Origin of the sequence: Nonomuraea sp. NPDC049152 (assembly GCF_040648355.1) — a bacterium.
Taxonomy (GTDB): Bacteria; Actinomycetota; Actinomycetes; order Streptosporangiales; family Streptosporangiaceae; genus Nonomuraea.
The window spans coordinates 52665-71356 of sequence record NZ_JBEZDO010000033.1 but is presented as its reverse complement, the minus strand read 5'-3'; the positions used below and the strand labels follow the sequence as shown (position 1 = coordinate 71356).

Below are 18692 nucleotides of genomic sequence, written 5' to 3'. Positions count from 1 at the left end.
GGTACGGCACGCCGTACCCCTGAAGACCGTCAGACCAGCGTCTCGTCGACGTTGCGGCGAGGGCCGGTGAACCACTTCTTGGCCGACAGCGTCCACCACAGGGCGATGCCGATCAGGACGCCGCCGATGGCCAAGGGTGAGTAGTTCACCGCCGTCCAGGTGAAGTCGGGGTTCCCCGGCACGCCCGCGGGCGACAGCGGCATGATGAAGTAGATCGAGATGATCGCGATCTCGATGACGGCGATCCACCCGAGCACCTTGTACTTGCCGCCGAGCGTCCACGGGCCTGGCGTGAAGTTGTCGCCCATCCGCAGCCGTAGGTAGATCGGGATGAGGAAGGCCAGGTAGAGGCCGATCACCGCGATCGAGACGACGGCGTAGAACGCGATCGGCGTGCCGAGGCCGGCCGGGGCGTAGAGGGCGGGCAGGGTGATCAGGCCGGCGGCCAGGCACCCGGCGATGATGGCGTTCACCGGCGTGCGGTTGCGGTCGACCTTCGACCACATCTTCCAGCCGGGGACGGCGCCGTCGCGGGAGAAGGCGTAGGTCATGCGCGACATCGAGGTCACGCAGCTCATCCCGCAGAAGAACTGGCCGATCGTGGAGATCGCGAAGATCGCCGTGGCCAGGCCGGCGGGCAGCGCCGTGTCGAAGATCGCGCCGACGAAACCGAACTGCTTGTTGATCTCGTCGACGTTCGTGGCGGCGAACAGGAACGCCAGCAGCAGGATCCAGCCGCCGATCGCCGAGTAGAAGATCGACTGCCACAGGCCCCTGGCCGCCGACAGCGACGCTCCATGGGTCTCCTCGGAGACGTGGGCGCACGCGTCGAACCCGGTGATCGTGTACTGCGTGAGCAGGAAGCCCAGCGGCAGCACGTAGAACCAGAACGACGAGTCCGAGAAGCCCGAGTTGTTGATCGTCTCGGTGAACACGAACCGGAGCGTCTGGTGCTCGCTCGGCGCGAAGGCCAGGATGGCGACCACGATCGCCGCGCCCGCCACGTGCCACCAGACGGAGACGTTCTGCAGGAGCGAGATGAGTCGATGGCTGTAGATGTTGATCAACGCGTGCAGGATCAGGACGATCACGAACAGCAGGAACGCGTTCGTGAGAGTGGCCTCCCATGCCCCGCCCGTGAAGCGGTTGATCGTGATGTTCAGGAAGGTCGCGCAGCCGTAGTCGACCGACGCGGTGACGGCGATCAGCCCGATGAGGTTCAGCCAGCCGGTGAACCAGCCGTGGATCGGCTTGCCCATCTTGGCGGCCCACCAGTAGATGCCGCCCGCCGTCGGGTACGCCGACACCAGCTCCGACATGCAGAAGCCGATGATGAGGATGAACATCGAGATCAGCGGCCAGCCCCAGGAGATGGCGATGGGACCGCCGTTGTTCCATGCCTGGCCGAACGTGGTGAAGCACCCGGCCAGGATCGAGATGATCGAGAAAGAGATCGCGAAGTTGGAGAAGCCGCTCCAGCTCCTCGACAGCTCCTGCTTGTAACCGAGCTCGGCGAGTCGCCGGGAATCCTCGTCTAGTGTCATGGAATCTCCTCGGGTTGTGCTAGTGCCTCCGGACGTCGTCGATCAGACGGCCGACACCGTCCAGGTCTCGTAGGGCTCGCGCGAACTTGCCGGCCGCTTCGGCCTCGTAGTCGAAGTCGGCCTGCCGTGCGAGGAGGCCGTGATGGACCGAGAACCACAGGGTCCACGTCACGTTCGACATGATCTGGAAGAGACGGACGCGGGAGTCGTGGTCGCCGTTGTTGAAGTAGGCCCTGGCCAGGCGCGCGGTCTGGTCGGGGTCGAGGTCCGCTTCGGCGGCGATGTCGCCGAGCTCGAAGGCGGGGTCGTTGTTGCCCGAGAGCTGGTAGTCGACGATGCGGATCTCGTCGCCCTGGGCGATGAAGTTCTCGGCCAGCAGGTCGTTGTGGCACGGAACGGCGGGGACCGCGGGGATGGCCCGCTCGATGTCCGCCACCGCGGGAAGGATGTCATCGTAGCCGGGAGGAACTCCCAGGTCATGGGTGTGACAGCGGTCGCGGAACTCGCGCAGCTTGTCGAAGATGGAGAAGTCGTTGACGAAGCGGGGACCTGCGTGGAGTCGTCGGCAAGCGACAGCGATCTTTTCCAGGTTTTTACTGATTTGCCCGGCGTTAAGCGTGATTCCGTCCAGGTATTCGATCAACAGGGCGTGTGCCTCGGGGAAGTGGTGGATCACTTTCGGGCCGACGCCTGTCTCGGCGGCCCTGATCGTGTTCTCGATTTCCTGGTCCATCGGGATGCCCAGACCGGCCGCGCAGACGGCCGGATCGAGCACGCGCAGCAGCCATCGCTCGCCGTCCCCTGTCTCGACCTTGGCGATCAGGTGACTGAGCCCACCCTTGATGGGGGTCTGACTGACCGGCCGCCCGGCCCAGTCGGAGACCAATGCGATCACGTCTGGCATGCGCGACTCCCTTTGGCCTACATTTAGACCATTCCGATCCTGCGGGCAAGGTGGCTTATGAGAATCGTGCTCATCCGACCGCCGCCACACGTCCGCGCCAGACACGGGTCCTGGTGGCGGTCCACCTAGCACGTTTCTCATACGTACATGGCGGTTTCGATCATGGGAATACCTGATTCGGCACAAGCGATAGTGATCGGCGGCGGTGTGGCGGGCTGCAGCGTGGCCTACCATCTGGCCCGTCTCGGCTGGCAGGACGTCGTGCTCGTCGAGCGGCACGAGCTCACCGAGGGCACCACGTGGCACTCGGCCGGGTTCGTCGGCCAGCTGCGCTCCACGGTCACCCAGACACGCATGATCATGTATTCGGCCGGGCTCTACCCCGAGCTGGCCGAGCTGACCGGCCTCGATCCCGGCTGGCACGGCGTCGGCGGGCTGCGGCTCGCGACCACGCACGACAGGGTGGAGGAGCTCGTCAGGCAGGCGGGCGCCGCCGAGACGTACGGCCTGGACATGTCGCTGCTGTCGGGCAGGCAGACCAACGACCTGATGCCCATGCTGAACGACGAGGACGTCCTCGCCTCCCTGTGGCTGCCGGGTGACGGATGGCTGGACCCCGCGTCGCTGGCGCGCGCTCTGGCCGAGGGCGCGGCGAAGCTCGGCGTCCGGATCGTCACCGGGGTTCGGGTCACCGGGATCGACGTGGCCGATGGCTCGGTCCGCGGGGTCCGTCTCGCCCCCACCACGGGCGAGGGCGACGAATGGGTCGTCAGCACCGAGACCATCGTGAACTGCGCGGGCGCGGCGGCGGGGAAGGTGGGCGCGCTGGCAGGGGTGGACGTGCCGATCGTGCCCATCAAGCACCAGTACGTCGTGACCCACCCGGCGGACATCCCCTCGTCCACGCCGACGGTGCGCGACCCCGACAACATCGTCTACTTCCGCGAGCACGAGGGCGGGATCCTGGTCGGCGGCTACATCCGCACGCCGGAGATCTGGGAGGCGGCCGACCCGCTGGCGGAGTCGCGGCTGCTCTTCGAGCCGAACCTGCCCAAGTTCAGGGAGTCGTGGGCGTCGGCCCGCCACAGGCTGCCCGTCATCGCCAAGCGCACCACGGACGACTTCGACAAGAGCCAGGTGGCCCGGATCGTGCACGGGCCCGAGGCGTTCACTCCCGACGGAGAGTTCCTGCTGGGCGAGACCGCGGTGCGTGGGTTCTGGGTCGCGGCGGGATTCTGCGTCCACGGGCTGGCGGCCGCCGGAGGCGTCGGCAAGGTGATGGCCGAGTGGATCGTCGACGGCGTGCCCGAGTACGACCTGTTCGGGATGGACGTCAGGCGGTTCGGCGGCTACGCGGGATCGGAGCGCTGGGCTCGGACGAAGGCGCTCGACTCGTACTCGAAGTACTACGACGTCGTCTATCCGGGCGAGGAGCGCACCGCCGCCAGGCCGTTGCGCCGTTCACCCGCCTGGCCCAGGCACGCCGACCTCGACGCGGCGTTCGGCGAGAAGGCTGGGTGGGAGCGGGTCAACTGGTTCGGCTCCAACGCGTCCGGTGACGGGCCACGGCCGCTGGGATGGGCGGGCCGGGTGTGGTCGCCCGCCGTACGGGAGGAGTGCCTGGCCACCAGGGACGCGGCGGGGCTGTTCGACCAGACCTCGTTCGCGAAACTGGAGGTGTCGGGGCCCGGCGTGCTCGACCGGCTCCAGCGGCTGTGCGCCAACCAGATCGACAAGAAGGTCGGCGCGGTCGTCTACACCCAGTTGCTCAACCACCGGGGCGGCATTGAGGCCGACCTGACCGTCACCCGGCTCGGCGAGGACAGGTTCCGCCTGGTCACGGGCACCGCGTACGGCACGCACGACGCCGCGTGGCTGCGCCGCAACGGCCTCGACGTCACGGACGTCACCTCCGCGTACGCCTGCTACTGCCTGTGGGGCCCGCAGGCGGGCGCGATCCTGGAGCGGATCTGCGACGACGACCTCGGCTTCCCGTACCTGCAGGCCAGGCAGATCAGCGTCGCGTCCGTGCCGGTGCTGGCGCAGCGGGTGACGTTCGTGGGCGAGTACGGCTGGGAGCTGTACTGCCCGGCCGAGTACGGCCTGACCCTGTGGGACGCGCTCATGGCGGCGGGCCTGCCGTACGGCATGCGTCCCGGCGGTTACCGGGCCATCGACTCGATGCGGCTGGAGAAGGGCTATCGGGTCTGGGGGCTGGACATCACCCCCGAGACCACGCCGTACGAGGCGGGGCTCGGCTTCGCCGTACAGGCGGGCAAGGACTTCCTGGGCAAGGACGCCTTGGATCCCGCGCCCGAGCGGACGCTGCGCTGCCTGGTGCTGCGGGATCCGCGGCGGGTGTGCCTGGGCGGGGAGCCCGTGCGCGTGGACGGCGTGCCCACGAGCCGCGTGACGAGCGGCGGCTACGGGCACCGGGTGGACGCCTCGATCGCCTACGCCTACCTGCGGGGAGATCCGGGGGAGGTGACCGTCGGCGTGGACGGGACGTGGGTGGAGGCCACGATCGAGGAGCGGCCGCCGTACGACCCGGGACACGAGCGGATCAGGTCACGTCCAGCACGATCTTCCCCCTGACCTGCCCGCTGAAGAGCGCGTCGGCGGCCTCTCCGGCGCGCTCCCACGGGCCGCGCCAGCCGATCGACGGCGACAGCAGGCCGCGATCGACGAGGTCGACGAGGGTCGCCAGGTCGGGGCCTGGCTCGGAGACGTCGCCGAACGAGTGGATCGACCTGGCGGCGCCGAGCGCGAACAGCGAGGTGAACGCGGCGGGCTCGCCCGAGGACCAGCCGATGCTCTGCAGGTTGCCGCCGGGGGCGAGCAGCTCCCACGCCCTGACCAGGTGAGGGCCGCCGAGCAGTTCGAGCACCACGTCGACGGGCTCGACGCCGTCGAGTGAGGGGAGCACCTCGTCGGCGCCCAGCTCGCGCAGCCCTTCGCCGCGGCGGGCGGCGGCGATCACGTGCGCTCCCGCGCGGTGGGCCAGCTGGACGGCCAGCCTGCCGACGCCGCCCGACGCGCCGGTGATCAGCACGCGCCTGCCGAGCAGGGGTCCGGCGGCCCTGAGCGTGCGCAGCGCGGTGAGGCCCGCCATCGGCAGGGCCGCGGCGTCCGCGAGGTCCACGCCGTCGGGCACGGCGGCCACGGACGACGCGGGGAAGACCGCCCGCTCCGCCCACGCGCCCGCCCCGAACGCCACGACCCTGCCGCCCTTGCCCTGGCCCTCCACGATGATGCCCGCGGCGTCGTGGCCGCCGATGTGCGGGTATTTGAGCTCGCTGTGGTTCGCTGAGACGTGGCGGACCTCGACGAGCACCTCGCCAGGACCCGGCACGGGCTCGGGCGCCTCGACCAGCTTCAGCTCTCGCAACGCGCGCATGACTCTCCTTCAAACGGACTGTCGGTCCGCTTGATAGTATGGGGACCGTCAGTCCGCTTACAAGGGGGGTCACCGTGATGCGATCCGACGCGACCAGGAACCGCGAGGCGATCCTGCGGGCAGTCGAAGAGCTGCTCGCCGCGGGCGAGAGCGTCTCGCTCGATCGCGTCGCCGAGGCCGCCGGCGTGGGCAAGGGCACGGTGTTCCGCAGGTTCGGCAGCCGCACGGGGCTGTTCCAGGAGCTGCTGGCCGAGCGGGCCGAACGGCTGGCCGCCAGGATCGCCGCCGAGGACCCAGCCCTCCCCGCGAGGGAACGGCTGTTCGGCTTCCTCGACGAGCTGGCCGACCTCGCGGGGCGGAACATCGCGCTGTTCGCCGCCCACGAGCGCGCCTGCGCGGAGGACAAGTACGCCGACCCCACCTACCTGCGGTGGCACACCCATGTGACGGCCCTGATCGCCGAGGCTCGGCCGGACAGGGACGCGGGCTTCCTGGCCCACACGGTGCTCGCCTCCTTCGACGGCGAGCTGGTGCGCCATCTCGGCGTCGACCGGCTCAAGCGCTCGGTCCGCGAGCTGGCCGCGGCCTTGACAGCGTGACCGTGCATCCAACACCCTTTCACTATTCCAATAGTGAAAGGGTGTTGCTGGCGTGATCGACTTCTACCTCGACAAGGGCTCGGGGGTGTCCACCTACCTCCAGCTCGTCCACCAGGTCAAGCAGGCTCTGCGGCTCGGCACCCTGCGGCCGGGCGACCAGCTGCCCACCGCCAAGGAGGTCGTCGACCGGCTGGCGATCAACCCCAACACCGTGCTCAAGGCCTACCGTGAGCTCGAACGCGAGGGCCTGGTCATCGGCCGTCCCGGCATGGGCACGTTCGTGGAGCGCTCGATCGGCGGCACGACGCCGGCCGCCCAGGCACGGCTGCGCGCCTCCCTCACCGCGTGGGTACGGCAGGCACGCGAAGCCGGGCTCGCCGACGAGGACCTGCACGCGCTCTTCGGCGCCGTCGTCAGAGAGATGGCGGCATGATCGAGGTGACAGGGCTGAGCGTCGGCGACAGGCTGCGCGACTGCTCGCTCCACGTGCCGCGGGGCAGGGTCGCCGCGCTCGTCGGGCCGAACGGCGCGGGCAAGACGACGCTCCTGCACACCGTCGTCGGCCTGCTCGCACCCGACAGGGGCACGGTCAGGACGGCGGGCGAGGTCGCGTTCGTGGCGCAGGACAAGCCGCTCTACGACTCCTTCACCGTCGCCGAGACGCTGACGCTGGGGCGCAGGCTCAACCCGCGATGGGACCAGGCGCTGGCCACCGCGCGGATGGCCGAGCTCGGCATCCCGCTCGGGCGCAGGGTCGGCAGGCTGTCGGGAGGGCAGCGGGCGCAGGTGGCGCTCACGCTCGCGCTGGCCAGGCGGCCAGACCAGCTCGTGCTCGACGAGCCGCTGGCCAACCTCGATCCGCTGGCCAGGCACGAGGTGATGCGTTCGCTCATGACCGCGGTCGCGGAGACGGGAATGGGCGTGGTGATCTCCTCGCACGTGGTGTCCGACCTGGTGGACACCTGCGACTGGCTGGTCGTGCTGAACGGGGGACGGGTGCAGGTCAGCGGCGACATCGAGGAGTTGCTGGCCGAGCACCGGATGATGACCGGGCCGCCGGAGCTCACGCTGAACGCGACGATCGTGGGCGGGAGCCGTAGCGAGAGGGAGCAGAGCTGGCTCGTGCGGGGCGCGCCGGTGGCCGACCCGCGGTGGCGGACGCGGACGGTCGGCCTCGAGGACCTGGTGATGGCCTATCTGCGCAGCCCCGAGGCGGCGGCGCTGCCGAGACTCGCGGGGGTGCGGGCGTGATCTGGCTGACCTACCGACAGCACAGGGGACAGCTGCTGGTGATGTCCGGGCTGCTGGTGGCGCTCGGGGTGATGTTCACGGTGTCGGGGCTGGAGGCGTCGGCGTTCGTCGCGTCGCACGCGGGGCTGGGCTCGGGCGATCTCGACGCCGCGCTGGGTGAGCGTTACCAGGCCGTCTACACCCTCTTCGGCTGGCTGCCGATCGTGGCGCCCGCGCTGATCGGGGTGTTCTGGGGGGCGCCGCTGCTGGGGCGGGAGTTCGAGAGGGGGACGCACCAGCTGGTGTGGACGCAGGGGGTGTCGCCGCGGCGGTGGCTGGCGGTCAAGCTGTCGGTGCTGGGCGGATCGGTGGCGCTGGGCGGGCTGGTCATGTCGGCGATGGTGTCGCTGTGGCGGCCGCTCTTCCGCACCGACACGTTCGGAAATATCGGCATCTTCAACATGCTGGGCGTGGAGCCGGTCGCCTGGTGGGTGTTCGCCCTCATGCTGGGGACCGCGGCGGGGGCGATGCTGCGGCGCACGCTTCCGGCGATGGCGGTGGTCGTCGGCGTGTGCGCGGTCATGACGTTCGCGCTGTTCAGCGTGAGCGACCACTACGCGACGCCGACCAGGGTGGTGACGAACGAGGCGGCCTTCGAGCAGGACGTGCGGCTGGTGTCGCGGGCCTGGGCGGATCCCGTGGGCGCCGAGACGGCCTCACCGCCGGCGGGGGTGTGCCCGCGTGATTCCAGCCTGGGGCGGGGAGAGCGGGCCCAGGTGGCCCACGAGCGGTGCCTGATCGGGAAGGGCTACCGCTACGTCTTCTACGTCCATCGTCCCGAGATGTTCTGGCGCTTCCAGCTCACCGACGCGGCGATCCTGCTGTCGGGGGCGGGGCTGCTCGGCTGGCTCACCGTCCGCCGCGTCCCGCGATCCACGTGACTCCCCTACGGCAGGCCGGATGGGGTGGGGTGTACGGCTGGCGGGGTGCCAGCCGTACGAGGTGGTCGCCGGTTGGCGGAGGGCCACCGGTTAGGTCCAGGAGACTCCGCGCTGCACGGTTGCCACCCCCCTTCCCTCGGGGATGTCACAGCGGTGAATCGTGATTTATCGCTCATTATGGTGATAAAACGATCTACGCTGCGTTCGTAATGATCTGCGGTTGTCCGGGGCAATGCAAGTCCTTGATCTCTTCACTTGATCTTGTTAGGTTGCAACCGTTTGCGATCTATGGGGACGGGTGGCGATGATCCATGGGAAAGCAGTCCGTGGGCTTCAGCGACGTCTTCTCCGTCGCTGAATACCGCCGTCTCTGGGGCGCTACCGTCATCTCCGAACTGGGTGACCAGCTCGCCAGAGTGGCCGTCGTCACCCTGGTCTACCAGCAGACGGCCTCCGCGTGGCTGACCGCGCTCTCCTACGCGCTCAGCTATCTGCCCGCGATTATGGGCGGCTCCTTGCTCGCCGTTCTCGCCGACCGCCATCCACGCAGGAACGTGATGATTTCCGCGGATCTCCTCCGCGCGATTCTGGTCGTTCTCATCGCGGTCCCTGAAATGCCGCTCTTCGCGCTCTACGCCTTGCTCTTCGCGGTCCAGGCGTTGGAGTCGCCCGCGCGCGCCGCGAGGGCCGCGATCCTGCCCCAGATGCTGTCCGGCGAGCGCTATACCGTCGGCGTCGCCGCGTACCACGTGACCAACCAGGCCACCTACGTCCTCGGCTTCCTGGTCGGCGGCCTGGTCGTCGCGGCGACGGGGCCACGGCCCGCCTTCGTGGTCGACGCGGCCACGTTCGTGGTCTCCGCCCTGCTGATCTCGCGTCTTTCGGCTTACGCTCCCGCCGATCCCGCGCGGGTCGTGAAGCCCAGGCTCCGCGACCGCGTCGAGACGATCACCGGGCATCCCCGTCTTCGCCGGCTGGCGATGCTGGCGCTGCTCGCGGCCTTCTCGATGACGCCGCTCGCGCTCGCCGTGCCGTACGGCAGGCAGATCGGGCTGGACGAGGACCTGTCGAGCCTGCTCATGGCCGCCATCCCCGCCGGTTATGTGGCGGGGACATTCGTGCTGACCAAGCGGGTCCGCCCTGATACGCGGCCGCGCCTGCTCGGGCCGCTTGCCCTGGCGAGCTTCGTGCCGCTGCTCGGCGCGGCTCTGCTCCCGCCGCTGCCGGTGATGCTCCTCCTGCTCGTGGCGTGCGGGGCGCTGACCGCCTACCAGGTGGTGGCCAACGCGGAGTTCGTCTCACTGGTGCCCGACGAACGGCGCGGTGGCGCCGTCGGGGTCATCGCCGCGGCGCTGACCGCGGCGCAGGGTCTCGCGATGGTGGTGGCGGGAGTCGTCGCCGAGTTCGCGGGCGCGGGCGGGGCCATCGCGATCTTCGGCTCGGCGGGCGCGCTCGCCGCCCTGGCCCTGCTCCGGGGCGCTCGGTCGGAGCTTCCTGTCAGCTGAACGCGTCGACGGCCGCCTGGTTGAAGGCCTTGAGATCGTCCGGCTTGCGGCTGGTGACCAGCTTGTTGGGGCCTGACGTGCAGACGATGACCTCCTTGTCCTGCCACGTCGCGCCCGCGTTGCGCAGGTCGGTCTTGAGGCTGGGCCACGAGGTGACCGTGCGCCCGCGGACGATGGGTGGTCGCGTGCCCCGAGAAGGGGGATCTATGCAACTTAAACCCCTGGGGGGTATATAGTGATCGCACGAGTTCCCGAGCTGTGAGGAGAGATCGATGACCGTCACCACGTATCAGGTCGAGGGTATGACCTGCGGCCACTGCGTCAGCTCGGTGACCGCCGAGGTGGGCAAGGTGGAGGGCGTGAGCGAGGTGCGGGTGGACCTGTCGAGCAAGGCCGTGACCGTGACCAGCGCGGCCCCGCTTGACGACGCGCTGGTGGGTGCGGCTGTCACCGAGGCGGGGTACGAGCTCGCCGGCCGCCAGGACGTCGTCATGCTGGCCCAGGCGGGCGGCTCGTGCTGCGGCTCGGGCGGCTGCCACTAGCCGTTCGCGGGCGCCTTCCGGCGAGACGAGGGCGGCTGGGTGCGGCGCAGGGCCAGGTCGAAGGCGCACACGGCGGCGGCGCCGACGGCGTACCAGAACAGGTCGGGCGGGTTGAACGTGCTGCCCAGGACCGGCGCCAGGACTCGTGGCAGGTTCAGCAGCTGCGCGAACTCGATCGCCCAGCTGGTGGCCAGCGCGACGCCCGCCGCCCACACCGGCCGCACCCTGGGCGTGACGAACACCACGATCCAATACAGCAGCACCGTGTAGAACGCGTCCCCCGCGTACTTCGACAACGGCCTGGTCGCCAGCCCCAGGATGATCGTCACGGCGGCGAAAATCGCGATGCGGATGCGTGGCATGCGATTACGCTAACGGTTGTTATGAGCGCAACACTTGTCGCAAAAGATCTCGCCGCGGGTCACGGTGAGCGGGTCCTGTTCTCCGAACTGGACCTCGTGGTCGCCCCAGGCGACGTCATCGGCCTCGTCGGCGTCAACGGAGCGGGCAAGTCGACGCTGCTCCGCCTTCTCGCCGGGATCGACCGGCCGGAGGGTGGTTCGATCAGGCTGAACCCGCCCACGGCCGTCGTCGGCTTCCTTCCCCAGGAGCCCGAGCGACGTCAGGGCGAGACGGTCAGGCGGTTCCTCGCCCGCCGTACCGGAGTCACGAAGGCGCAGGCCGAGCTCGACTCGGCCACGCAGGCCATCGTGGAGGCCAGGCAGGGCGCCGACGACGCCTACAGCTTCGCGCTTGAGCGCTGGCTGTCGCTCGGCGGCGCGGATCTGGAGGAGCGCGCGGACGAGGTGGCCGCCGACCTCGGGCTGATGATCGACCTCGACCAGCCCATGACGTCGCTGTCCGGCGGCCAGGCCGCCCGCGCGGGTCTGGCGTCGCTGCTGCTCAGCAGATACGACCTGTTCCTGCTCGACGAGCCGACCAACGATCTAGACCTGGACGGGCTCGACCGCCTGGAGCGGTTCGTGAAGGGGCTGCGCTCGGGGACCGTCGTGGTCAGTCACGACCGCGAGTTCCTGGCCAGGACCGTGACGTCGGTGCTGGAGCTCGACCTGGCCCAGCAGCGGGTCCACCTGTACGGCGGCGGCTACCAGGCCTACCTGGACGAGCGCGAGGTGGCCCGCAGGCACGCCCGCGAGCGTTACGAGGAGTACGCCGAGACCCGCTCCGACCTGGAGCTTCGAGCCCGCACGCAGCGCGCGTGGATGGAGAAGGGCGTCAAGAACGCCCGCAGGAAGCAGAAGGACAACGACAAGATCGGCCGCAACGCCCGCGTCGAGACCACCGAGAAGCAGGCCGCGAAGGCGCGACAGACCGAGAAGCTGATCGAGCGCCTCGAGGTGGTGGACGAGCCGCGCAAGGAGTGGGAGCTCCGGATGGAGATCGCGGCCGCGCCCCGCGCGGGCGCGGTGGTGTCCACGGTGCGCGGCGCCGTGGTCAGACGCGGCACGTTCACGCTCGGCCCCGTCGACCTGGAGATCGGCTGGGCCGAGCGGGTGGCGATCACCGGCGCGAACGGCTCTGGCAAGACGACGCTGCTGGGCGCGATGCTCGGCAAGCTGAAGCTCGACGAGGGCCACGCGGCGCTCGGTCCAGGAGTGGTGGTCGGCGAGGTCGACCAGGCCCGCCGGCTGTTCGAGGGCTCGGCGCCGCTGGTCGAGTCGTTCTCCGACGACCTGCCGCCCGGTGAGGTGCGCACGCTGCTGGCCAAGTTCGGCCTCAGGGCCGACCACGTGCTGCGGCCCGCCTCCACGCTCTCGCCCGGCGAGCGGACCCGCGCCGCCCTGGCGTTGCTCCAGGCCAGAGGCGTCAACCTGCTGGTGCTCGACGAGCCGACCAACCATCTCGACCTGGCCGCGATCGAGCAGCTGGAGTCGGCGCTCGCCTCCTACCCGGGCACGCTGCTGCTCGTCACCCACGACCGCAGGATGCTCGACGCCGTACAGGTGGATCGACGGCTGCGGGTGGACGGAGGTCAAGTCTGCGAAGAGGGGTGAAAAATAACATCGCGGATTGAAACGAGAGTGAAACAATTTTCCGCCTCTCGTTGACACGGGATGTTGCGATGGTGTGCCTTTCTCTACAACAGGTCTCCCCCTTGCCTGAGAGTGAGGCACCAATGGGTAAATGGCTCGCGCGCCTGACGGCGCTCGGGGTGGCTCTAGCATTGGCGGCACCGGTCACCGCCGCGCAGGCGGATCCCGCCACGACGGGCAAGAAGACCGTCAGGATCGGCTCGATCCAGTCGGTCGACTCGATGAACCCGTTCCTGGCGGTACGGCTGATCGCGGGCCAGCTCCAGCGGTGGACGTACATGTTCCTCACCACGCCCGACCCCAAGACCCTGCAGCCGAGTCCCGACCTGGCGGAGTCGTGGGAGTCCTCGGATGACGGACTCACCTGGACGTTCAAGATCCGCCAGGCCAAGTGGTCGGACGGTCAGCCGGTCACCGCCCAGGACGCGGCATGGACCTTCAACAAGATCATGACGGATGACGCGGCCAAGACCGGCAACGGTCCCGCCGTGGAGAACTTCGCCTCGGTCACCGCCACCGACGACAGGACCCTGGTCATCAAGACCAAGGCGCCGCAGGCGTCGATGCTGTCGAACCCGATCCCGATCGTGCCCAAGCACATCTGGGAGAAGGTCGGCGACATGGCCACGTTCGAGAACGAGACCTACCCCGCCGTCACCAACGGCGCGTACATCCCGATCGAGCACAAGAAGGACAGCTACGTCAAGCTCAAGGCCAACCCTGACTACTGGCAGGGCAAGCCGAAGATCGACGAGCTGCAGGTCATCTTCTACGAGAACCCCGAGGCGGCCATCGCCGGCCTCAAGAAGGGCGACATCGACCTGATCGGCCGCCTGGCCGCGCCGCAGTTCGAGGCGGGTGCCGGCGACCCGAACATCGTGCAGTGGAACACCCCGGGCCGCCGCGCCGCGTATCTGGAGATCAACCACGGCGCCACCACCTCCGACGACAAGCCGGTCGGTGACGGTCACCCGGCGCTGAAGGACCCGAAGGTCCGTCAGGCCATCCACTACGCGATCGACAAGAAGGCCCTGGTCGACCAGGTCCAGAACGGCCTGGCGGTGCCGGCCGACGGCTCGATCGTGCCCCCGATGTACACCGACTTCTTCTGGCAGGCCACGGGCGACGAGAAGGTCACCTTCGACGTGGCCAAGGCCAACCAGATCCTCGACGAGGCCGGTTACAAGAAGGGCGCCGACGGCGTCCGCACGATGCCCGACGGCAAGCGGAAGCTGGAGATGCGCTTCAGCATCCACACCGACACCCCGACCGAGGACAAGCTCGCCCAGTTCCTCACCGGGTGGTTCAAGGAGATCGGCATCACGCTGACCACGCGCAAGCTCGACTCCAACAAGTTCGGCGAGGAGACCGGCAGCACCGCCCTGTTCGACATCGCGATCAGCGGCTGGTCGGTCAACCCCGACCCGGAGGAGGTCCTGGCCACGCACCTGTGCAGCAGGCGGCCCACCCCCTCGGGCGAGGGCGGCGGCACCGAGTCCTTCTACTGCGACAAGCAGTACGAGGAGCTCTACCAGTCGCAGCTCAAGGAGCTCGACACCGCCAAGCGGGCCGACATGATCAAGAAGATGCAGCAGCGCCTCTACACCGACGCGCCGGTCATCGCGCTCTACTACCCGAACAACCTGGAGCTGTACCGCAAGGACCGGATCACCAGCATCACCCCGGTCCCCGCGGGCAGGCAGGGCGAGGGCATCCTGTACGGCGGCGTCAGCGGCTACCCGATGGCCACCCTGGACGCCAAGGCCGCGGCCACCGGCGGTTCGGGCGGCAGCGGTGGCGGCGGCTCCAACACCGGTCTGATCATCGGCATCGTGGCGGCCGTGGTCGTCGTGGGCGCCGGTGGGTTCTTCCTGGCCAGGCGCCGTAAGAGCACCTCGGACGAACGCGAATAATGGCCACTCCGCTCGAAACCGAGCCCGCCGCCGTCCAGACGGCGGCGGGCCCCGGCGAGGACCGCCCCGCCTACAGGGGCACGCTCAGATACGCCATCACCAAGCTCGGCGGGGCGGTGCTCAGCATCGCGATGGTCATCGTCGCGACGTTCTTCCTGTTCCGCCTCATCCCCGGCGACCCGGTCATCGCCTACACCCGCGACGTGCCGCTCAGCCCCGACCAGATCGAACTGCTGCGCAGGCAGATGGGCCTGGACAAGCCGCTGTTGCAGCAGTTCGTCGACTTCGTGCTGCGGACGCTCCAGTTCGACCTCGGCACCTCCTACGAGTACAAGCGGCCGGTCACCGCGCTGATCGGCGAGCGGTTCGGCCCCACACTGCTGCTGACCGGCGTCGGCCTGCTCATCGCGGTCAGCCTCGGCCTGTGGCAGGGCACCCGCGCCGCGTGGAACCACGGAGGCCGCCTCGACCGCTTCTCCACGGGCGTCTCGCTCGTGCTGTGGTCGGTGCCGACGTTCTGGCTCGGCCTGCTGCTGCTCATGGTCCTCGGCGCGGGCATCGGCCCGATCCCCGGGCTGTTCCCCACGCGCGGCATGGAGAGCGTCGACACGCCGGACGGCCTCGCCTACGTGCTCGACGTCGCCCACCACATGGTGCTGCCGTGCCTCACGCTGGTCGCCGTCGTCTACGCGCAGTACCTGCTGGTCATGCGCTCCTCGCTGCTGGACGAGATCGGCCAGGACTACGTGACCACCGCGCGCGCCAAGGGGCTGCGCGACGACATGGTACGGCGGCGGCACGCCGTTCCGAACGCGCTGCTCCCGACCGTGACGCTCGTCTTCATCCACATCGGCTTCGTGGTGGGCGGCGCGGTCTCCGTGGAGACCGTGTACTCGTGGCCAGGCCTGGGACTGCTGTTCTACGAGGCGATCAAGGGCCCCGACTTCGCGGTCATGCAGGGCACGTTCATGGTCGTCTGCGTCGCGGTGATCATCATGAACACGCTGGCCGACGTGGCCTACCACGTCCTTGACCCGAGGGTGAGGTCGGCATGAGCTCCGTGACGTGGGCGCGCAGGCGCTCCTCGCTCGCCCGGTTCTGGCAGCAGTACCGCCGGCAGCGGGCAGGCGTGATCGGCGCCGTCATCCTGGCGATCTTCGTCGTGCTCGCGCTGATCACGCCGCTGGTCACCGACCCGTCAGGCATGGACGTCACCAAGGCGACGGGCGCCAAGATGGCCCCGCCGAGCCTCGGCTTCCTGCTCGGCACCGACGAGTCGGGCCGCTCGATCCTGCTGATGATCCTGTGGGGCTCGCGCGTCTCGCTGCTCATCGGGTTCATGTCCGCGCTGCTCAGCATGGTGATCGGCACGGTCGTCGGCATCGCGGCAGGACACTTCAGGGGCTGGGCGGCCGCCGCGCTGATGCGGGTCACCGACTGGTTCCTCGTGCTGCCCTCGCTGGTGCTGGCGCTGGTGCTCTCGGCGATCCTCGGCGGCAGCACCTCGACGATCATCCTGGCGATCGGCATCACCTCGTGGGCCTCCACGGCCAGGTTGATCAGGGCGCAGACGCTGGCCGTCGAGGCCAGGCCGTACATCGAGAGGTCGCGCGCGCTCGGCGCGGGACACTGGCACGTGATGAGCCGCCACGTCCTGCCGAACGTCGCGCCGCTCGTCCTCGCCAACACCACCCTGCAGGTGGCCAGCGCGATCGTCGCCGAGTCGACGCTCGCCTTCCTCGGCGCGGACTCGGGTCAGGCGTCGTGGGGTCAGCTGCTGCGCGGATCCTACGACTGGGGCGCGGCCACGGCGGGCGCCTGGTGGTACATCCTCGCTCCCGGTCTCTGTATCGTCGCGGTCGTGCTGGCGTTCACGCTGTGCGGGCGGGCGATGGAGGCCGTGCTCAACCCACGCCTCCGGGGGGTCAGCCGATGAACGTGTTGTCACTCGAGGACGTCTCGGTGACGTACTCCATCGCCTCGGGCGAGGTGCCCGCCGTTCGCGGGGTCTCCCTGTCGCTGGCGCCGGGCGAGGCGCTGGGGATCGCGGGCGAGTCGGGCTCCGGCAAGTCGACGCTGGCCATGGCGTTGCTGCGGCTGCTGCCGCGTGACGCCCGCGTCGACGGCAGGATCCTGCTCGACGGCGAGGACGTGCTGGCCATGAAATGGGGACGGCTGCGCGCGGTGCGCTGGGCCGAGGCCTCCATCGTGTTCCAGGGCGCGCAGCACGGTCTCAACCCGGTGCGGCGCATCGGCGAGCAGATCGCCGAGCCGCTGCTGGTGCACGGGCTCGCCGAGCCGTCCCAGGCGCGGGCGCGGGTGGCCGAACTCCTGGAGCAGGTCGGGCTGCCGGCGTGGCGGGCGCGGAGCTACCCGCACGAGCTGTCGGGCGGGCAGCGGCAGCGGGTGATGATCGCGATGGCGCTGGCGTGCTCGCCGCGGCTGATCATCGCCGACGAGCCGACGACGGCGCTGGATGTGATGGTCCAGGCCCAGGTCCTGACTCTGATCAAGGAGCTGATCGCCTCGCATGGCATCTCCCTGGTCATGATTTCTCACGATCTGTCGGTCCTGGCGGACATGTGTGATCGCCTGGCCGTCATGTACGCGGGCCGGATCGTCGAGAACGGGCCCTCGCACGAGGTGTTCCACGAGGCCAGGCATCCCTACAGCAAGGCGCTGGCCGCCGCCTTCCCCACCGTCGGCGACCCCGTCTCCCGGATGGCGCCCAAGGGGCTCGGCGGCGACCCGCCCGACCCGATGGACCTGCCGTCGGGGTGCTCGTTCCACCCGCGCTGCCCTGTCGCGCTGGACGTGTGCTCGTCGCTGGACGTCGAGCTGTGGCCGGCGGGCGACTCGGACGCGGGCCCGCACACCGCCGCCTGCGTCCACGTCCGCCCCGACCTGACCTCGAACGCGGCGCCTCGTGACCACGAGGGGGTCGCGACGCCCCAGCACGGCCGCGCCGCCGAGGAGAGGGTTCCGTCCACCCGCGCCAAGGAGACATCATGACCACGACGCTCCTGGAAGCGCGGGACCTGCGCGTGGAGTTCGCCTCGAGGGGACGGCGCGCCCGGGCCGTCGACGGCGTCAACCTGGCCGTCGGCGAGGGCGAGATCATCGCCCTGGTCGGCGAGTCAGGATGCGGCAAGACCACGCTCGCCCGCACCCTGCTCGGCCTCGAACGTCCCACCAGCGGCACCGTCCTGTACGGCGGGCAGCCCCTCACCTACAGCTCCAAGGCGCTCAAGGCCTACCGCCGCGAGGCCCAGCTCGTCCTGCAGGACCCGACCGGCTCGCTGAACCCCAGGCACACCGTCTACGAGGCGGTCGCCGAGGGCCCGCGCATCCACGGCCTGGCCAACGAGGAGCAGGTCGTCGCCGAGGCGCTGGCCAGGGCGGGCCTCCGGCCGCCCGAGCGGTTCTTCCTCCGCTACCCGCACGAGCTGTCGGGTGGCCAGCGCCAGCGCGTGGTCATCGCGGGCGCGCTCGCGCTCAACCCCCGCCTGCTGGTCGCCGACGAGCCCGTCGCCTCACTGGACGCCAGCGTCCGCGGCGAGATCCTCGCGCTGCTGCTCAGGCTGCGCGCGGACCTCGGGCTCTCCGCCCTGGTCGTCACCCACGACCTCGGCCTGGCCTGGAACATCGCCGACCGGGTCGCGGTCATGTACCTGGGCAGGATCGTCGAGTCGGGACCCGTCGAAGAGGTGCTGAAGGCGCCCAAGCACCCCTACACGCAGGCGCTGCTGTCGGTGCTGCCGGAGTCGCCCGAGCGGGTCGTGCTGACCGGTGAGCCGCCGGACCCGACGCGCATCCCCGGCGGATGCCGCTTCCACGCCCGCTGCCAGGTGCTGGCGTCGGGCGAGGCGGCGTCGGCGGGGGTGGACGGCAGGTGCAGGTCGGAGCTGCTCCAGGTGCTGCCTGCCGTACCGGAGGCGCAGGCCGCCTGCTATTTCGCGAACAGATCGGTCCCGACCTCGGCCTGATCGCGTCAACACAAGGGATGACGTCCGGCTGGTTCCACGGCAGGAGGAAACGGGCCTGAGCCGGGACAATCATGAAA

16 protein-coding genes and 2 pseudogenes are annotated in these 18692 nt (G+C 69.6%); 13 read left to right on the top strand and 5 right to left on the bottom strand.

The window, feature by feature from the left end; all coding sequences use genetic code 11:
• Positions 1 to 29: 29 nt before the first annotated feature.
• Together AB0B45_RS41420 and AB0B45_RS41415 are read right to left on the bottom strand one after the other, a co-directional pair.
• Positions 30 to 1544 (bottom strand): amino acid permease, encoded by a 1515-nt coding sequence (locus AB0B45_RS41420; protein ID WP_358142821.1) that lies wholly within the window; start codon positions 1542 to 1544, stop codon positions 30 to 32.
• 19 nt (positions 1545 to 1563) lie between these two features.
• On the bottom strand, positions 1564 to 2448 hold the full coding sequence (locus tag AB0B45_RS41415) for a choline/ethanolamine kinase family protein (protein WP_358142820.1): 885 nt from the start codon (positions 2446 to 2448) through the stop codon (positions 1564 to 1566).
• Between the two features lie 147 nt (positions 2449 to 2595).
• On the opposite strand from AB0B45_RS41415, the gene AB0B45_RS41410 reads away from it, so the two are divergent.
• Positions 2596 to 5043: an FAD-dependent oxidoreductase gene (locus tag AB0B45_RS41410; protein WP_358142819.1), complete on the top strand. Its 2448-nt coding sequence runs from the start codon at positions 2596 to 2598 to the stop codon at positions 5041 to 5043.
• Here the strand turns inward: AB0B45_RS41410 and AB0B45_RS41405 are convergent.
• Positions 5012 to 5845 carry a zinc-binding dehydrogenase gene (locus AB0B45_RS41405; RefSeq protein WP_358142818.1) on the bottom strand — a complete coding sequence of 278 codons (834 nt, stop codon included), beginning with the start codon at positions 5843 to 5845 and terminating at the stop codon, positions 5012 to 5014. The two genes, AB0B45_RS41410 and AB0B45_RS41405, sit on opposite strands and share 32 nt — an antisense overlap.
• A gap of 77 nt (positions 5846 to 5922) precedes the next feature.
• Between AB0B45_RS41405 and AB0B45_RS41400 the strand changes: the two genes are divergently transcribed.
• The 5 genes from AB0B45_RS41400 (at position 5923) to AB0B45_RS41380 (ending at position 10120) form a co-directional block, all read left to right on the top strand.
• The gene (locus tag AB0B45_RS41400) at positions 5923 to 6444 is read left to right on the top strand and encodes a helix-turn-helix domain-containing protein (RefSeq protein ID WP_358142908.1); all 522 of its coding nucleotides are present in this window, start codon (positions 5923 to 5925) and stop codon (positions 6442 to 6444) included.
• A gap of 52 nt (positions 6445 to 6496) precedes the next feature.
• Positions 6497 to 6877: a GntR family transcriptional regulator gene (locus AB0B45_RS41395; protein WP_358142817.1), complete on the top strand. Its 381-nt coding sequence runs from the start codon at positions 6497 to 6499 to the stop codon at positions 6875 to 6877.
• On the top strand, positions 6874 to 7695 hold the full coding sequence (locus AB0B45_RS41390) for an ABC transporter ATP-binding protein (protein WP_358142815.1): 822 nt from the start codon (positions 6874 to 6876) through the stop codon (positions 7693 to 7695). The genes AB0B45_RS41395 and AB0B45_RS41390 overlap by 4 nt, the downstream gene beginning before the upstream one ends.
• Complete coding sequence (locus AB0B45_RS41385) at positions 7692 to 8615, top strand: hypothetical protein (RefSeq protein WP_358142813.1); 924 nt, start codon at positions 7692 to 7694, stop codon at positions 8613 to 8615. The genes AB0B45_RS41390 and AB0B45_RS41385 overlap by 4 nt, the downstream gene beginning before the upstream one ends.
• A gap of 311 nt (positions 8616 to 8926) precedes the next feature.
• Complete coding sequence (locus AB0B45_RS41380) at positions 8927 to 10120, top strand: MFS transporter (RefSeq protein ID WP_358142811.1); 1194 nt, start codon at positions 8927 to 8929, stop codon at positions 10118 to 10120.
• On the opposite strand, the pseudogene AB0B45_RS41375 reads toward AB0B45_RS41380, so the two are convergent.
• A pseudogene (locus tag AB0B45_RS41375) lies at positions 10113 to 10295 on the bottom strand (DJ-1/PfpI family protein); the annotation flags it as partial. The gene AB0B45_RS41380 and the pseudogene AB0B45_RS41375 overlap by 8 nt on opposite strands.
• A 97-nt stretch (positions 10296 to 10392) precedes the next feature.
• On the opposite strand from AB0B45_RS41375, the pseudogene AB0B45_RS41370 reads away from it, so the two are divergent.
• A pseudogene (locus AB0B45_RS41370) lies at positions 10393 to 10596 on the top strand (heavy-metal-associated domain-containing protein); the annotation flags it as partial.
• 62 nt (positions 10597 to 10658) lie between these two features.
• On the opposite strand, the gene AB0B45_RS41365 reads toward AB0B45_RS41370, so the two are convergent.
• Positions 10659 to 11024 carry a DUF2809 domain-containing protein gene (locus tag AB0B45_RS41365; RefSeq protein ID WP_358142809.1) on the bottom strand — a complete coding sequence of 122 codons (366 nt, stop codon included), beginning with the start codon at positions 11022 to 11024 and terminating at the stop codon, positions 10659 to 10661.
• A gap of 21 nt (positions 11025 to 11045) precedes the next feature.
• Here AB0B45_RS41365 and AB0B45_RS41360 point away from each other — a divergent pair, with 21 nt between their 5' ends.
• From AB0B45_RS41360 to AB0B45_RS41335, 6 genes are all read left to right on the top strand, one after another.
• On the top strand, positions 11046 to 12677 hold the full coding sequence (locus tag AB0B45_RS41360; RefSeq protein WP_358142807.1) for an ABC-F family ATP-binding cassette domain-containing protein: 1632 nt from the start codon (positions 11046 to 11048) through the stop codon (positions 12675 to 12677).
• Positions 12678 to 12799: 122 nt separating this feature from the next.
• Entirely contained in the window at positions 12800 to 14629 is a 1830-nt protein-coding gene (locus AB0B45_RS41355) for an ABC transporter substrate-binding protein (RefSeq protein WP_358142805.1), read from the top strand.
• Entirely contained in the window at positions 14629 to 15684 is a 1056-nt protein-coding gene (locus AB0B45_RS41350) for an ABC transporter permease (RefSeq protein ID WP_358142803.1), read from the top strand. The genes AB0B45_RS41355 and AB0B45_RS41350 overlap by 1 nt, the downstream gene beginning before the upstream one ends.
• Complete coding sequence (locus AB0B45_RS41345; RefSeq protein ID WP_358142801.1) at positions 15681 to 16565, top strand: ABC transporter permease; 885 nt, start codon at positions 15681 to 15683, stop codon at positions 16563 to 16565. Before AB0B45_RS41350 ends, AB0B45_RS41345 begins: the two co-directional genes overlap by 4 nt.
• Entirely contained in the window at positions 16562 to 17641 is a 1080-nt protein-coding gene (locus AB0B45_RS41340; protein WP_358142799.1) for an ABC transporter ATP-binding protein, read from the top strand. Before AB0B45_RS41345 ends, AB0B45_RS41340 begins: the two co-directional genes overlap by 4 nt.
• Positions 17638 to 18615: an ABC transporter ATP-binding protein gene (locus tag AB0B45_RS41335; protein ID WP_358142797.1), complete on the top strand. Its 978-nt coding sequence runs from the start codon at positions 17638 to 17640 to the stop codon at positions 18613 to 18615. Before AB0B45_RS41340 ends, AB0B45_RS41335 begins: the two co-directional genes overlap by 4 nt.
• Positions 18616 to 18692 lie beyond the last annotated feature (77 nt).

Coding starts and splice junctions, on each gene's coding strand:
- AB0B45_RS41410 (WP_358142819.1), top strand. CDS start 2,596: ATGGCGGTTTCGATCATGGGAATACCTGATTCGGCACAAGCGATAGTG.
- AB0B45_RS41415 (WP_358142820.1), bottom strand. CDS start 2,448: ATGCCAGACGTGATCGCATTGGTCTCCGACTGGGCCGGGCGGCCGGTC.
- AB0B45_RS41360 (WP_358142807.1), top strand. CDS start 11,046: ATGAGCGCAACACTTGTCGCAAAAGATCTCGCCGCGGGTCACGGTGAG.
- AB0B45_RS41345 (WP_358142801.1), top strand. CDS start 15,681: ATGAGCTCCGTGACGTGGGCGCGCAGGCGCTCCTCGCTCGCCCGGTTC.
- AB0B45_RS41390 (WP_358142815.1), top strand. CDS start 6,874: ATGATCGAGGTGACAGGGCTGAGCGTCGGCGACAGGCTGCGCGACTGC.
- AB0B45_RS41380 (WP_358142811.1), top strand. CDS start 8,927: ATGGGAAAGCAGTCCGTGGGCTTCAGCGACGTCTTCTCCGTCGCTGAA.
- AB0B45_RS41420 (WP_358142821.1), bottom strand. CDS start 1,544: ATGACACTAGACGAGGATTCCCGGCGACTCGCCGAGCTCGGTTACAAG.
- AB0B45_RS41340 (WP_358142799.1), top strand. CDS start 16,562: ATGAACGTGTTGTCACTCGAGGACGTCTCGGTGACGTACTCCATCGCC.
- AB0B45_RS41335 (WP_358142797.1), top strand. CDS start 17,638: ATGACCACGACGCTCCTGGAAGCGCGGGACCTGCGCGTGGAGTTCGCC.
- AB0B45_RS41355 (WP_358142805.1), top strand. CDS start 12,800: ATGGGTAAATGGCTCGCGCGCCTGACGGCGCTCGGGGTGGCTCTAGCA.
- AB0B45_RS41405 (WP_358142818.1), bottom strand. CDS start 5,845: ATGCGCGCGTTGCGAGAGCTGAAGCTGGTCGAGGCGCCCGAGCCCGTG.
- AB0B45_RS41350 (WP_358142803.1), top strand. CDS start 14,629: ATGGCCACTCCGCTCGAAACCGAGCCCGCCGCCGTCCAGACGGCGGCG.
- AB0B45_RS41400 (WP_358142908.1), top strand. CDS start 5,923: ATGCGATCCGACGCGACCAGGAACCGCGAGGCGATCCTGCGGGCAGTC.
- AB0B45_RS41365 (WP_358142809.1), bottom strand. CDS start 11,024: ATGCCACGCATCCGCATCGCGATTTTCGCCGCCGTGACGATCATCCTG.